Origin of the sequence: Bradyrhizobium sp. CCH5-F6 (assembly GCF_001556045.1) — a bacterium.
Taxonomy (GTDB): Bacteria; Pseudomonadota; Alphaproteobacteria; order Rhizobiales; family Xanthobacteraceae; genus Bradyrhizobium.
On the sequence record NZ_LSIC01000200.1, the window covers coordinates 81,558 to 96,040 of the forward strand.

The following is a 14,483-nucleotide window of genomic DNA, read 5'->3' on the forward strand; positions in this document are numbered from 1 at the left end:
GAATTCAATTCCGCAGGCCGCAGTTACGGCAATTCCCGAAGTTTTTCCCGATTGCTGTGAAACCCGCCACGGAGCGCGCCCGATCGCGTGCCTCAGTGGCGGCCCCACGGTCCCATCGGATTACCTGCCGGGGCTCCTGAGGGGCTTCGTGCCGGTATGGGCGGCGGACCAGCCGGGTTGCCTGCGTCGTTCCACGGCCCATGCGGCACCGGCGGCTGGGCATCCTGCGGGTCGTTCTGCGCCTCGGGCTCTTCCATCCCTTCGGTGAGGTCCGGCAGCGGGCCGGGATCATGGCCGCCGGCGAACTTGACCAGTGCGTCCACCCGGGACTGCACCGACGGGTGTGTGGCGAACAGATCGGCGAAGCCCTCGCGCGGATTGTCGACGCAGAGCTCCATGACGGCCGAGGTCGCGCCGGGCAGTTCGCCGCGGCCCTCGATCTTGCGCAACGCCGAGATCATGGCATCGGGGTCCTTCGTCAGCTCGACCGAGCCCGCATCGGCGAGATATTCGCGCGACCGCGACAGCGCGAGCTTGACCACCTGCGACAGCAGCCAGGCCAGCACGATGAGCACGACCGCGATGATGATGACGATCACCGCCCCTCCGCCGGAGCTCTTGCTGTCGCTCGACGACGAGGACGAGCGCGACGACGAGGAGCCCCCGGAGCTCCAGTTGAAGTTCGTGAACAGGCGGAAGAACAACTCGCCGAAGAAGCCGACCACGCCGGCGATGATGACGGCGACCACCATGAGCTGCACGTCGCCGTTCTTGATGTGGGTCAGCTCATGGCCCAGCACCGCCTCGATTTCCTTGTCGTTCAGCGCGTCGAGCAGGCCGGTGGTGACGGTGATGGAGTATTGCCGCGGATTGAGGCCGGTCGCGAATGCGTTCAGCGCCGGGCTCTCCATGATCTTCAGCTTCGGCATGGTGATGCCGCGCGAGATGCAGAGGTTTTCGAGCAGGTTGTAGAGCTGCGGCTGCTCCTGACGGGTGACGTCGTGGCCGCCGGTCACGGCATCGATCATCGACTGGTGGAAGAAATAGGCGATCGCGATCCAGGCGATCGCCGCAACGGTCGCGAAAGGTGCGGCCTTGAGCAGGTCCGCGAAAGCGCGGCTCAGATAGTAGGCGACCGTCCCGTTGCCGTTGATCACGACCTCGGCGACCAACGCGCCGGCATAGACCAGCACGTAGACCAGCATGAACAGGCCGGCGAGCAGCAGCATCGAACGAAACTTGTTCGAGGCGATGTGCGTGTAGAGACCATACGCGGCCATGACGCGATGCCCTGCCGGCCTATCGGCTCAGTTCAGAACTTCACCTGGGGTACGGTCTCAACCTCGGTGCGGCTCGCGCCGAGATCGAAGAAGTCCTTCTTCGTGAAGCCGAACATGCCGGCGAACAGCGCAGCCGGCAGCTGCTGGATGCCGGTGTTGTATTCCTGGACCGCGTTGTTGAAGAAGCGGCGGCTCGCCGCGATCTTGTTCTCGAGGTCGGAGAGCTCGGATGCGAGCTGCTGGAAATTGGCGTTGGCCTTGAGGTCTGGATAGGCCTCCGACAGCGCGATCAGCCGGCCGAGCGCGCCGGAGAGCTGATTCTCGGCGGCGGACACCTGCGCCGGCCCCTGCGCCGACATCGCCGAATTGCGCGCCTTGATGACGTCGTCGAGCGTGCCGCGCTCATGCGAGGCGTAACCCTTCACCGTCTCGACCAGGTTCGGGATCAGGTCGTGACGCTGCTTGAGCTGCACGTCGATATCGGCAAAGGCCTGGCCGACGCGCTGGCTCAGCGCCACCAGGCGGTTGTAGGCGCTGAAGGCGAACAGCGCGAGGACGACGATGACGCCGAGAACGATCCAGCCGGTCGACATGGAGAACTCCTGATGGGGGAATTAGGCAGCGCAGCCTAGACCAAAATGGCCCGGGATGAGAGCCCGATGCAGAGGGGAGGCAAGACTTGGTCGGATGGGGAGGCATCCGAGTTCAAGGCGAAAGCCCTGAACGAGGTTAACTTTCCGCAACGACGGCGTCGCCCCAGCGCCAGCGGCGGGCACTTGCATAGGCGGCCTTATCGCGGCGAGGCACTTTCGCGAACTCGACACCGTCCTCAGCACAGAGCTTCGCCGTGACCTCGACCTTGCCGACATCCGGCGGCGCCAGCACGCGCGCGGCGCGCGTGGCAGGCGCTGTGCGGGTCAGGGCGACGTAGATGAAGCGCTCGTCCTCGAACGGCACCTCGGCACCCTTGATCTGGCGGTGCGCCTGGGAGCGCGGCAGGCGCTGGCTGAAATGGCACCAGTCGGGCGGGGTGAGCGGGCAGGGCTTTTCGTGCGGGCAGGGGGCGGCGACATGGGCACCCAGCGCGATCAGCTGCTGGCGTAGCGCGAGGATGCGGGCATAGCCGGCGGGCGTGCCGGGCTCGATCACGACCAGCACGTGGCGCGCTTTTGCCCACATGGCTTCCGCGAGCTTGCGTTGATCGGCCTCGCCGAGCTCGCCGATGACGTAGCTGGCGAGAACGAGATCGGCTGGCGAGATCTCGGCGAGATTGCCCCCGGCGTCGCCGGATAGACAGCGGCACTCCGCGAGGCGCGAGCTGTCGCGCGCCAGTTCGAGCGCGAGCCGGCTCAGCGTGGCGTTGGCATCGAGCAGGGTGAAGTCCTGCAGCGACGGAAACGCTTCCGCCGCGGCCCAGCTCGCGGTGCCGGGCCCCGCGCCGACGTCGAGCAACGTTTCCGGAGCGAAGTCCGGCGCAATCCCGGTTAGTGCATTCAGGCTGGCGGCCACCGCCGCGTAGGTCGCCGGCATGCGCGCGAGCGCATAGGCGAGGGCATCGGCTTCCGACTTGATCGTGCCGGAGCCGCCGCCGGCGCGATAAGTGGTCGAGATTCTCTGTGACCGTTGCGCCGCATCAGTGCGCGAAAAGCCCTGGAGCTTGCTGTCGAGGGCGGCCTTCAGTTCGGCGGGGAGGGTGGGTGCGATCATTTTGGCCCACCATCGTCATTCCGGGGCGATGCGAAGCATCGAGCCCGGAATCCATCGCGCGGCAACGTCGGTCGATGAATGGATTCCGGGTTCTCGCTGCGCGAGCCCCGGAATGACGGCCATGTCACGCCACGTTCTGGTCGAGAATGTCCACGGCCTCGGCGAGGCTCACCGAGACGAGCTGAGACACGCCGCGCTCGGCCATGGTGACGCCGAACAGCCGGTTCATCCGCGCCATCGTGATCGGGTTGTGCGTGATGATGATGAAGCGCGTGTCGGTCGAGCCGGTCATCTCGTGCAGCAGGTTGCAGTACCGTTCGACGTTGTGGTCGTCGAGCGGCGCGTCGACTTCGTCCAGCACGCAGATCGGCGAGGGGTTGGTGAGGAACACCGCGAAGATCAGCGCCATCGCGGTCAGCGCCTGCTCGCCGCCCGAGAGCAGCGACAGCGTCTGCGGCTTCTTGCCCGGCGGCTTGGCGATGATTTCGAGGCCGGCTTCGAGCGGGTCGTCGCTCTCGATCAGGTGCAGCGCGGCCTCGCCGCCGCCGAACAGCTCGACGAACAGGCGCTTGAAGTGGTTGTTGACGACCTCGAACGAGGTCAGGAGCCGCTCGCGCGCCTCTTTGTTGAGGCTCTGGATGCCCTGGCGCAGCCGCTTGATGGCTTCGACGAGGTCGTCGCGCTCGGTGACGAGGCCGGTATGCTGGGTCTCGACCTCGCGCAGCTCTTCCTCGGCGCGCAGGTTGACTGCGCCGAGGCGCTCGCGGTCGCGGCGCATCTTCTCGAGGTCTTCCTCGATGTCGTGCAGCGGCGGCAGCTCGGCGCCGGGTTCGATCTCGGCGAGGCCGGCAACGGCCTGCGGCTCGACCTCGAGCATGTCGCGGATCTCGCGCTCGACGTCCTCGAGCCGGCGCCGCGCACCCTCCATGCGCTCCTCGGCGCGGGCGGTGGCCTCGCGGGCGCTCGACAGTGCTTCGAGCGTCAGCTTCGCGACACGGTCGGTCTCCGCCATCGCGGTCTCCGCGGTGGCGAGCGCGTCGGCGGCCATGCGGCGGTCGTTCTCGGCGTATTCGATCTCGGTGATCAGCGCGCTGCGCTTCTCGGCGAACACGGAGGGCGCGTTCTCGAGCTCGCTGCGCTCGATCGTGAGTTCTGCGATGCGGGCCTGGATGGTGTCGATATGGGAGGCCGCGCTCTCCTTGCGGTTCTGCCACTCGGTGCGCTCGGCAAGGATCGCCTGCACGCGACGGTCGGCGAGCTCGGCCTCGCGTGCCAGCGCCTGCGCTTCGGCGCGGACCTGGGCGGCCATCCGGCGATGGCCTTCGATGTCGCTGCGGACGGCAGCGAGCCGGGTCTCGGTGTCCTCGCTCGACGGCAGCTCGCTGATGCCGGCTTCGGCGTATTCGTAGGCGGCCTCGGCTTCGGCGCGGTCGGCCGCGAGACGGCTGTGCGCTTCCGACAGCGTCGCCTTGCGTGCGGCGTGGCGGCTGATCTCGCGCTCGGCGGTGGCATGGCGCTCGCGCGCGACGTTGAGCTCGCGCTGCGCGGCGCGCCAGGCTTCGCGGCTGGCCCCTTCGGTGCTGGCCGCCATCTGTAGCTCGGACTCGGCATTCTCCAGCGCCTGACGCTTGATCTGGGCGTCGATGCGGGCCTGTTCCAGCTCGTTCTCGATGTCGACGAGGCGGGCGCGCTCGGCAAGCCGCCGGGCGGCTCCGGTCGGCGCGTGAGCGGCGGCGACGAAGCCGTCCCAGCGCCAGACGTCGCCCTCGGGCGAGACCAGCCGCTGGCCGGTCTTGAGCTGCGAGACCAGCTCGGCGCCGCGCTCGCGCGGCACCACGCCGATCTGCGCCAGGCGGCGCGCGAGTTCAGCCGGAGCCTGGACGTGGTTGGCGAGCGGCACGACGCCCTCGGGCAGCGCGGGATCGCCTTCGGTGTGTCCGACATTGGTCCAGCGCATCGGCGCGGATGGATCGATCGGTGCATCGAGATCGTCGCCCAGGGCGGCGCCGATCGCTTTTTCGAAACCCTTGTCGACGGTGATGCCGTCGATGATCGGCGGCCACAAATTCTTGGTCTCGCCGTTGACGATCTTGGAGATCGTGCGCGCCTCGGTCTCGAGCCGCTGCACGCGCTTGTCGGCTTCGACCAGCGGCGCGCGCGAGGATTCCAGCGTCTGGCGGGCGGCGACATGAGCGGCTTCGCTCGCCTGCGCGGCGGCTTCCGATGCGGCCAGCGTCTCCTCGGCGGTCTCGACCAGAGCGGTCAGCTCGTCGAGGTCGCCGAAGCCGCCGGTCTCCTGCGCGAGCTTCTGCTCTTCCGCGGCGACGTTCGCGATCTCCTGGTCCAGCCGGGCGAGCTTGTCGCGGTGGGTGCGGACGTTGGCCTCGAGCTGGTTGCGCTTGGCGGTGAGGTCGGCGAGCGCCGTGGTCAGCTCGGCGAAGCGCTGCTCGGTTTCGGTCAGCACCGCCTCGGCCTCGGCGACGCGCTCGTCCACACCGGAACGTTTCTCGACGCGCGACTTGATCTCTTCCTTGAGCTCGGCGTCTTCGGTGTCGAGCCGCTGCAGCGCGACGTCGGCGTCCATGGTCTGCTGCTGGGCGCGGGAGATGTCGCCCTCGAACTGGGCGAGGCGGCGCTCGAGCTCGGCGACGCGCTCCTTGGCACGCTCCTCCTCGCGGTCGAGCAATTCGCGGGCATTGGTCAGGCGCTGGAGACCGGCCGCGGCGCGCGCTTCGGCATCGCGCAGCGCCGGCATCTCGGCGGCGCGGATGGCCTGGATGCGGGCGGCTTCGGCCTGGTGCTGGGTGCGCTCGGCCATCTCGCGGACGGCGAGATCATGGGTCTGGCCGGACTCGTTGACGTCGGCATGGGCGCTGATCCAGCGCAGGTGGTAGAGCGTGGCCTCGGCCTTGCGGACCTTGGCGGCGACCTCGCGGTAGCGCACGGCCTGGCGGGCCTGCTTCTTCAGGCCTTCCATCTGGCCCGCGAGCTGGCCGATCACGTCCTCGACGCGGGTGAGGTTGGTTTCGGCTGCCTTCAGCCGCAGCTCGGCCTCGTGGCGGCGGGCGTGCAGGCCGGCGACACCGGCCGCGTCTTCCAGCACGCGGCGGCGCTGCTCGGGCTTGGCCTGGATGATCTCGCCGATCTTGCCCTGGTGGACGAGGGCGGGCGAGCGCGCGCCGGTGGCGGCGTCCGCGAACAGGATCTGCACGTCGCGGGCGCGGACGTCGCGGCCGTTGATGCGATAGACCGAGCCGGCCTCGCGCTCGATGCGGCGGGAGATTTCCAGAATCTGGCTGTCGTTCATCGCCGCCGGCGCGGTGCGATCGGCATTGTCGATCGTCATCGTCACTTCGGCGTGGTTGCGCGCGGGACGGTTGCCGGAGCCGGCGAAGATCACCGCGTCCATGTCGGCGGCGCGCAGCGATTTGTACGAGGTCTCGCCCATCGCCCAGCGCAGCGCCTCGACGAGATTCGACTTGCCGCAACCGTTGGGGCCGACCACGCCGGTCAGGCCGGGCTCGATGACGAAGTCCGTGGGCTCAACGAAGGACTTGAAGCCGTGAAGGCGCAGGCGGGTGATTTTCATAAGCACGCATCTCTGTTGGCAGGCGCGAATCCCGCTGCCGGGACAATACCATGGAAGGCAATGTCGCTGTCTGGGTGAGTCGCGCGAGGCGGCTCATGCGGCTGGACAATGGCCGTGGTGCGCCGCGAGGGCAACCGGCGAAAGCCGCTTTTCCCAAGGGATTTACGCCGGGAAAGATACGGCTTTGGATGCGCGAATCAGGACTGCGGCGTGCGAATCAGCTCTTCAGAAGCGGATTGATCTTCTTGGCGAATTCCTCGAACGAGGTGTCGCCCTTGATCTTCTCGCCGTTGATGAAGAAGGTCGGCGTCGAATCGACCTTCAACACGTCGCTGGCGTATTTCTGATCGGCGGCGATCTTGTCGAGCAGCGCCTGGTCCTTCAGGCAGGCCTCGACCTGCTGCTGCGTAAGGCCGGCCTGCTTGCCGATCCGAGTCAGGGTCTCGGTGGTGTTCTTCATCACCCAGTCGTTCTGCTGGCGAAACAGCATGTCGGTGACCGCGAAGTATTTCGGCGCATCGTCCTTGGCGATGCAGCGCGACAGCATCGAGCCGGCAGCGGCTTTGATGTCGAGCGGGAACTCGCGGAAGATGTACCGCACCTTGCCGGTGTCGATGTATTCCTTCTTGATCCTGGGGAACACCTGCTCGTTGAAGGCCGCGCAATGCGGGCAGGTCATCGAGGCGTATTCGGTGATCGTGACGGCGGCATCGTTGGGACCGAGCGCCATGTCGGGCAGCGACACCGGCTTGGCCACATCGGCGGCGGACTGCGCCATGGCTTCCGAGACGAGGCGCAACGGCGAGAGCCCGGCGAGCGCGGCAAGCCCGGTCAGCGACAGCATCGTGGTGAAGGCGCGGCGCGTGATGATCAAGGTCGGCTCCCGGGATTGGCAAGGTTCGCCCGAGGTTCCGCTCGGACGGCCTGTCGCTAGCTTGAAACGTCGATTGAGGCAATGGCGAGCGGCACGGACGGGTCCGGTTTGGCGGCGGAATGAAGCTCAATTTCGCTTGATGGCGGCCCCGAGCCGGGCCAGTGCCGTCTTCAATTCTTCATCTTCGATATCCGCCAAGCCGTCCGCCACCTTGGCCACAGCTGCGGGGTCCGGCGGGCCGGGCCGTTTCCGCGCCCGGGGCCGCGACAGGGGGGCCTGACGGAATGCCAGCTTGCCGACCGCGTGCCAGCCGAAGAAGCGGTTGACGCGCTCCAGGATGACGTCGGCGGAGTGCTGGATCTCCAGCGCCATCGGCCCCTCGACCCGCAGCACCAAGGTCGCCGGCTCCTGCGGCTGGCCCTCCACCGGGCGCGGCCATTGCATCTTGAGCGGCTCGGCATGGGCCGCGATCTCCGGCCCCGCGATCTGCGCCCACCGCGTCACCAGCTCGCGCGCGGCAAAACCCTGCTTGGCATAGGCCTCGGCAAAGACGTCGTCGAGCAGGATGCCGAGCGGCTTGGCGCTGATGGGACCGGGCTTGGGAGGGAATTTGGACATGGGCACCAGAACTAGGCTGCCGCGCGGGGCCGGATGGCCTTGAGGTCGCGGTCGATCTCGCGCCGTCGCTGCATCAGGTCGTAGTCCATCTGAAGCCCAAGGAAAAAGCCCTCCGACAGACCAAAATAGCGGGCGAGCCGCAGGTCGGTGTCCGCGGTGATGTCGCGCTTGCCGAGGACGATCTCGTTGATCCGCCGCGGCGGCACGCGAACGGCGCGCGCCAGCGCGTTCTGGCTGAGATCCATCGGTTTCAAAAACTCCTCCAGCAGGATCTCGCCCGGATGGGGATTGCGGAGCAGCCCGTTCCTAGGCGTGGTAGTCGACGATTTCGACATCTCTCGGTCCTCCGGCGTCCCAAACAAAACAGATGCGCCACTGATCGTTGATCCGGATCGAATGCTGACCTTGGCGGTCGGCTTTCAGGGCTTCGAGCCGGTTGCCCGGGGGAACCCCGAGATCGGCCAGCACGCGTGCTTGATTCAGCAAGCGCAGTTTTCGCAAGGCTGCGTTTTGAATGTCAGGCGGCAGTTTTCGACTTCGCCGCCCGGACCAGATCAACTCTGTCTCGGAGTTGGCGAAGCTCTGGATCATGATTGTGTATAACGCAAGGCGTTATAGTCTGCAACGGTCGGGTCTCGCTGGCCACAGGCGGAATCCTCCTCTAGTAAAGGCGAATGTCCTCCACGACCGCGCGCAAGAAGGAACGGAGCACGACGGCGAACTCGCCGGCTCGCCCCGCGCTCCTGCTCGCCTGGTACGACCGCCACCGTCGCCGCCTGCCCTGGCGCGCGGCCCCCGGTGAGACATCGGACCCCTACCGCGTCTGGCTGTCGGAAATCATGCTCCAGCAGACCACGGTGAAGGCGGTCGGTCCCTACTTCGAGAAGTTCGTGGAGCGCTGGCCCGACGTCACGGCGCTGGGGCGGGCCTCTCAGGATGACGTGCTGAGGATGTGGGCGGGGCTCGGCTATTATTCGCGCGCGCGCAATCTCTACGCCTGTGCGGTGACCGTGACGCGCGAGCATGGCGGCGTGTTTCCCTCCACGGAGGAAGGGCTGCGAGCGCTGCCGGGCATCGGCCCGTATACGGCAGCGGCGATCGCCGCGATCGCGTTCGACCGCCGCACCATGCCGGTCGACGGCAATATCGAGCGGGTGGTGTCGCGCCTGTTCGCGGTCGAGGAGGAATTGCCGCAGGCCAAGCCGCGGATCCAGCAACTGGCCGCGACGCTTCTCGCAGACTCCCGTGCAGGCGACAGCGCTCAGGCGTTGATGGATCTCGGCGCCTCGATCTGCACGCCGAAGAAGCCGGCCTGTTCGCTGTGTCCGCTGAACGAGGATTGCACGGCGCGCGCGCAGGGCACGCAGGAGACCTTTCCGCGCAAGGCGCCCAAGAAGAGTGGGGCGCTGCGTCGAGGTGCAGCGTTCGTTGTCACGCGCGGCGACGAGCTGCTCGTCCGCTCGAGGCCGGAAAAAGGGCTGCTCGGCGGCATGACCGAAGTGCCGGGCTCGGACTGGCGGGCCGGCCAGGACGATGCGGCGGCGAAGCAGCAGGCGCCGGAGCTGAAGGGGCTGTCGCGCTGGCAGCGCAAGGTGGGCGTCGTCACCCACGTCTTCACGCATTTTCCGCTGGAGCTGGTGGTCTACACGGCGCAGGCGGAGGCCCGCACCCGTGCGCCCGAGGGCATGCGCTGGGTGCCGATCGCGACACTCGCCGGGGAGGCGCTGCCCAATGTCATGCGCAAAGTGATTGCGCATGGATTGGGTCTCTAGGATCCATCCTGCTGACACCAGGCTGTCAGCAGACTTCCGCTACTCCAGGCAGGCAACGGAGGTTCGCATGGTCAAGACCGCGCTCGATAATTTTCGAAAGCCACCCTGCGCCGAGCTGTTGGGCTGGCGCCTGCTCGATGCCCGCCCGCAGGAGGGCTGGATCAGGCTCGGCTTCGAGGGCAAGCCGGAGTTCTGCAACCCCGCGGGCTTCATCCAGGGCGGCATGCTCTCGGCCATGCTCGACGACACCATGGGCCCGGCGGTGCTCGTGATGAGCGAGGGCCGGCTCTACACCACCACCATCAGCATGACCGTGAATTTCCTCGCGCCCGCAAAGCCCGGGCCGATCATCGGCGAGGCGAAGGTGACGCAGCTCGGCAAGACGATTGCGTTCGTCGAGGCCAAGCTGTTGGCGGAGGACGGCACGGTGCTGGCCACGGCAAGCGCGAGTGAGCGGTTGCTGGAAGCGGCGAGGGTGGTGGGGAAATAGTTTAGTGTTGCGCACTGCTCTTCCTTCTCCCCTTGTGGGAGAAGGTGGCGCGAAGCGCCGGATGAGGGGTTTCTCTCCGCGAGTCTAAACTGCGAGTTGGACTCGCGGAGAGATACCCCTCACCCGAGTGAGCCCGCGTCTACCGCATCGCTGCCCTCTCCCGCAAGGGGCGAGGGCACATCAACGGGCATCTCGCTTCGTGCGAGAGCGTCACGCCCTCGCGCTCGCCCCCGCACTCACGATCGGCGGCTTCGCATTCAGCGCCTCGACCTGGAATCCGGCCACGCGCTTGTAGTTCGCGGCGATGTCTTCCAGCTCCTTCTGCGACAGCACATCCGTCACGACCTTGTAACCATCCGGCGCGCGCTCCTCGACGAGCTGCATCACCTGCTCGGGCCCGTTCTTGCGGTTGAGCAGGACGAGGTCCGTGGTCGCGGGCCGCCGCTCGGCCTCATAGGCGAGCAGCGCGGCATGCGTCGGGCCATGCGCCAGGATCTCGCGCGCGATGACTCGGGCGTCGAGGATCGCCTGCGAGGCGCCATTCGATCCGATCGGATACATGGGATGCGCGGCATCCCCCATCAGCGTGACGCGGCCGAAGGTCCACTGCGACACCGGATCGCGATCGACCAGCGGATATTCATAGGCGTGCGGGCAGTTCTTGATCAGCCCGGGCACGTCGAGCCAGTCGAACGTCCAGCTCTCGAACCAGGGCAGGAACTCTTCCAGCCGCGCGGTGCGGTTATAGTCCTCGCGGCGCCACTGATAGGTCGGCGGCATGTGCCGTTCGGCGACCCAGTTGATCAGATGGTTGCCCGCCGCATCCGCTTCCTTCGAGATCGGATAGCAGACGAATTTCAGGATCTCGTGCCCGGCCATGATCATGGTGCGGCCGGTGAGGAAGGCCTTCGCGGGCGTGACGCCGCGCCAGAGGATGCGGCCGTTCCAGATCGGCGGTCCTTCGCCCGGATAGAGCTTTTCGCGGACGGCGGAATGGATGCCGTCGGCGGCGATCAGAATCGTGCCGTCGTAGGTCCCGGCGGCTTTGCCGGTCGCCTTGTCGATGAAATCGGCGCGCACGCCATCCGCCGTCTCGGTCCAGCCGGTCAGGTGATGGCTGGTGAGGATGTTCTCGCGGCCGAGCCGTTCGATCGCGGCGTCGAGCAGGAGCTGCTGCAGCGTGCCGCGATGGATCGAGAATTGCGGCCATTTGTACCCGGCCTCGAGCCCGCGCGGCTCGCTCCAGATCGGCTTGCCGTGCTTGGAGAAGTAGGCGAGTTCGCGGGTCCGCACGCCGCTGGCGTCCAGCCTGTCCAGCAGGCCGAGCTCGATCAGCTCGCGCACCGCATGCGGCAGCACGTTGATGCCGACGCCGAGCGGCTTCAGCTCGGCGACGCTTTCGAACACCTTTGCGGGAACGCCGATCTGGTGCAGGCTGAGCGCAAGCGTCAGTCCGCCGATGCCGCCACCGGCGATGAGTACCGTCATGACAAACCCCTCCCTATCGCAGGCGTCTTGGCACAGGCGGGCGGCGGTGGGCAACTGCGAAGAGAGTATCCTGCTATGGACCTCGGGGACGACAGCCGTTAACTTCCGGCTTTCCCATGAGGTCCGACATGCTCAAGCTCTACTACGCCACCGGCACCTGCGCGCTCGCCACCTACATCACCCTGGAGGAGGCCGGCGCCGACTACACGGCCGAACGGCTGAGCTTCAAGGACAACCAGCAGAACAGCCCGGACTATCTCGCCATCAACCCGAAGGGCCGTGTGCCGGCGCTGGTGACCGACCGCGGCGTCCTGACCGAGACGCCGGCGATGCTGGCCTATATCGCGCAAGTGTTTCCCAAGGCGAAGCTCGCGCCGCTCGACGATCCCTTCGACTTCGCCCAGGTGCAATCGTTCAACTCCTATCTCTGCTCGACCGTCCACATCAACCACGCCCACAAGATGCGGGGCGCGCGCTGGGCGACCGAAGAGAGCTCGTTTGCCGACATGAAGGCGATGGTCCCGAAGACCATGGCGGCCTGCTTCAAACTCATCGAGCAGAAGATGTTTCGGGGACCCTGGGTGATGGGCGAGCAGTTCACGATCTGCGATCCCTATCTCTACACGCTCTCGAACTGGCTCGAAGGCGACAGTGTCGACATCAATGCGACGCCGAAGATCGCGGACCATTTCAAGCGCATGTCGGATCGCGCCGCCGTGCGCAAGGTGATGGAAGCGCAGAAGGCGTAAGGGCGTAGCTCTTGTAAGGTGGGCAAAGGCGCAAAGCGCCGTGCCCACCATCTTTCCAAGCAATGAAGGAAGCGGTGGGCACGCTTCGCTTTACCCACTCTACGACAGCTACGAAGTTACGAAGCCTTCTTCTCCAGCTCGCGCCCGGTCTCCAGCATCAGCCGCCGCAGCCAGATCGAGCCGGGGTCCATCTGCGCGCGGGTCGGATGGAACATGAATTGCTCGTCGATCCCGGGGTCGAGCGGCGGCGTCACCGTGACGATGCCGAGCTGCTTCGATAGCGCGGCGATCAGCCGGCGCGGCACGAAGGCGACGAGGTCGGTGCGGGCGGCGACGTGCAGCGCCTCGAGATAGCCTGACACCACCAGCGAGATGTGCCGCTCGATGCCTTTGCTGCGCAGCCAGGTGTCGATCAGATCCTCGGCACTGCCGCGGATGATCACGCCGACATGACGCGCGGCCAGGAACGCCTCGCGCCGCTTCAGCTTCGCTCCCATCGGATGGCCGCGCCGCACCGCCAATGCGTCGCTGTCGGTATAGAGCAGCTGGCGGTGGAAGCCCTTGAAGGCGTTGCCGATCGAGATCACGAGGTCGATGGTGCGGGCGAATTCGGCATGGAAGATCGTCGATCCCCGCCATGGCACCACGTCGATGCGGACGTTGGGCGCGGCCTGCGTTACCTTCTCCATGAACCGCGGCATCAACAGCTCGACCGCGAGGTCCGGCATCATCAGGCGGAATTGCCGCTCGCTGCGCGCGGCGTCGAAATCCTCCGGCACGAACAGCCCGCGGACCTGGTCGAGTGCCTGGGCCAGCGGCGCGCGGAGCGCCTGAGCCCGCGGGGTCAGCTCCATCCGCGCGCCGGTGCGCACCAGGAGCTGATCGCCGAAGATGTCGCGCAGGCGCTGGAGCGCATGGCTCGTCGCCGGCTGCGAGAGTCCGATCCGAAGTGCGGCGCGGCTGACATTGGCTTCGCGCAGCAAGGCATCGAGCGCGGTCAGCAGGTTGAGGTCGAGCGAATTCAAATTCATGAAATGAATAGATATCATATTCGCTATCGATTTGAAGAATTTCGATCCTGCGTCGATGATCTTCCTGTTCTCAGCACAAGGAGATGCCGCCATGAACACGACCGCCAACAAGAAGCTGATGCAGGATATCTTTGCCGCCGCGGCCGATCCCGATCCGGCCGCGCGGGACCGAGCCCTGTTCGCCGCCAGCCTTGCCGACGACGCCAAATGGGTCGTGACCGGACAATATTCCTGGTCACGCACCTTCGCGGGGAGGGAGGCGATCCTCAACGATCTGCACGGCTATGTCCGCACCCGCCTGCGTGACCGCACGCGCACGACCGCTCACCGCTTCATCGCCGAGGGCGACATCGTCGTGGTGGAAGCCAAGGGCGACAACGTCACGCCGGACGGAGTGCGTTACGACAACGACTATTGCCTCGTGTTCCGCCTCGAGGACGGCAAGATCAAGGAGATCCGGGAATATTGCGACTCGATCCTGACCGAGAAGGCTCTCGGTCCTTTTCCGCAGGCTCCGGTGAGGGCTGTGAGCTGACTGGACTGAGCCGTGTTGCCTCCGCCGGCGGATCCCATCAGGCCGCGCCGGCGATGGTCGTGCGGGCCTGGCAGGCGTTGGTCGACTTGATCCGTATCAGGCGCGAACGGTCCCGAGCCCGGGATCGACTCGCTGCCATGACCGAGCGGGAACTTCTGGACCTGGGGATGACACGATCGGAGATCGCTTACGAGCTGCACAAGCCCCGCCGGCGAAGATAGGGCTCGGCCGGACACGGCAGGCGTCTCGCCCGCTTTTCGATGCCGGCGGAACTTTCGGGTTTCGCCGGCGTTTTCTTCGCTTCCGGGGCAATTGCGCCCCCGGCATCGTGCGCGCTCAGGAATTTCATG

The 14,483-nt window shown here is 66.6% G+C and carries 15 protein-coding genes; 5 read left to right on the forward strand and 10 right to left on the reverse strand.

Going from position 1 to position 14,483, the window contains the following annotated elements; genetic code table 11:
* Window positions 1–92: 92 nt before the first annotated feature.
* The 8 genes from AX729_RS35405 to AX729_RS35440 form a co-directional block, all read right to left on the reverse strand.
* The gene (locus AX729_RS35405) at window positions 93–1,280 is read right to left on the reverse strand and encodes a M48 family metalloprotease (protein WP_061029143.1); all 1,188 of its coding nucleotides are present in this window, start codon (window positions 1,278–1,280) and stop codon (window positions 93–95) included.
* Window positions 1,281–1,312: 32 nt separating this feature from the next.
* Window positions 1,313–1,873 carry a LemA family protein gene (locus AX729_RS35410; protein ID WP_028179392.1) on the reverse strand — a complete coding sequence of 187 codons (561 nt, stop codon included), beginning with the start codon at window positions 1,871–1,873 and terminating at the stop codon, window positions 1,313–1,315.
* Window positions 1,874–2,009: 136 nt separating this feature from the next.
* Window positions 2,010–2,987: a small ribosomal subunit Rsm22 family protein gene (locus tag AX729_RS35415; protein WP_061029144.1), complete on the reverse strand. Its 978-nt coding sequence runs from the start codon at window positions 2,985–2,987 to the stop codon at window positions 2,010–2,012.
* Between the two features lie 124 nt (window positions 2,988–3,111).
* Window positions 3,112–6,576: a chromosome segregation protein SMC gene (smc, locus tag AX729_RS35420; RefSeq protein ID WP_061029146.1), complete on the reverse strand. Its 3,465-nt coding sequence runs from the start codon at window positions 6,574–6,576 to the stop codon at window positions 3,112–3,114.
* Window positions 6,577–6,793: 217 nt separating this feature from the next.
* A complete protein-coding gene (locus tag AX729_RS35425; protein WP_061029148.1) occupies window positions 6,794–7,450 on the reverse strand; it encodes a DsbA family protein in 657 nt (218 codons plus the stop codon).
* A 126-nt stretch (window positions 7,451–7,576) separates the two neighbouring features.
* Complete coding sequence (locus AX729_RS35430; protein WP_061029150.1) at window positions 7,577–8,068, reverse strand: DUF721 domain-containing protein; 492 nt, start codon at window positions 8,066–8,068, stop codon at window positions 7,577–7,579.
* Window positions 8,069–8,079: 11 nt separating this feature from the next.
* Window positions 8,080–8,403 carry a HigA family addiction module antitoxin gene (locus AX729_RS35435; protein WP_028179397.1) on the reverse strand — a complete coding sequence of 108 codons (324 nt, stop codon included), beginning with the start codon at window positions 8,401–8,403 and terminating at the stop codon, window positions 8,080–8,082.
* Window positions 8,375–8,659 (reverse strand): type II toxin-antitoxin system RelE/ParE family toxin, encoded by a 285-nt coding sequence (locus AX729_RS35440; RefSeq protein ID WP_061029152.1) that lies wholly within the window; start codon window positions 8,657–8,659, stop codon window positions 8,375–8,377. Before AX729_RS35440 ends, AX729_RS35435 begins: the two co-directional genes overlap by 29 nt.
* Before the next feature lie 83 nt (window positions 8,660–8,742).
* Between AX729_RS35440 and mutY the strand changes: the two genes are divergently transcribed.
* A complete protein-coding gene (mutY, locus tag AX729_RS35445) occupies window positions 8,743–9,840 on the forward strand; it encodes an A/G-specific adenine glycosylase (protein WP_061029154.1) in 1,098 nt (365 codons plus the stop codon).
* A 67-nt stretch (window positions 9,841–9,907) separates the two neighbouring features.
* Window positions 9,908–10,330 carry a PaaI family thioesterase gene (locus AX729_RS35450; RefSeq protein WP_061029156.1) on the forward strand — a complete coding sequence of 141 codons (423 nt, stop codon included), beginning with the start codon at window positions 9,908–9,910 and terminating at the stop codon, window positions 10,328–10,330.
* Window positions 10,331–10,540: 210 nt separating this feature from the next.
* Here AX729_RS35450 and AX729_RS35455 read toward each other — a convergent pair whose 3' ends face one another.
* Entirely contained in the window at window positions 10,541–11,818 is a 1,278-nt protein-coding gene (locus AX729_RS35455; protein ID WP_061029158.1) for a flavin-dependent oxidoreductase, read from the reverse strand.
* A gap of 128 nt (window positions 11,819–11,946) precedes the next feature.
* Here AX729_RS35455 and AX729_RS35460 point away from each other — a divergent pair, with 128 nt between their 5' ends.
* Entirely contained in the window at window positions 11,947–12,567 is a 621-nt protein-coding gene (locus AX729_RS35460) for a glutathione S-transferase family protein (protein WP_061029239.1), read from the forward strand.
* A gap of 116 nt (window positions 12,568–12,683) precedes the next feature.
* On the opposite strand, the gene AX729_RS35465 is transcribed toward AX729_RS35460, so the two are convergent.
* Entirely contained in the window at window positions 12,684–13,598 is a 915-nt protein-coding gene (locus AX729_RS35465) for a LysR family transcriptional regulator (protein WP_061029160.1), read from the reverse strand.
* A 91-nt stretch (window positions 13,599–13,689) separates the two neighbouring features.
* Here AX729_RS35465 and AX729_RS35470 point away from each other — a divergent pair, with 91 nt between their 5' ends.
* Both AX729_RS35470 and AX729_RS39235 read left to right on the forward strand, forming a co-directional pair.
* The gene (locus tag AX729_RS35470) at window positions 13,690–14,133 is read left to right on the forward strand and encodes a nuclear transport factor 2 family protein (protein ID WP_061029241.1); all 444 of its coding nucleotides are present in this window, start codon (window positions 13,690–13,692) and stop codon (window positions 14,131–14,133) included.
* 53 nt (window positions 14,134–14,186) lie between these two features.
* Complete coding sequence (locus AX729_RS39235) at window positions 14,187–14,354, forward strand: YjiS-like domain-containing protein (RefSeq protein ID WP_082770626.1); 168 nt, start codon at window positions 14,187–14,189, stop codon at window positions 14,352–14,354.
* Window positions 14,355–14,483 lie beyond the last annotated feature (129 nt).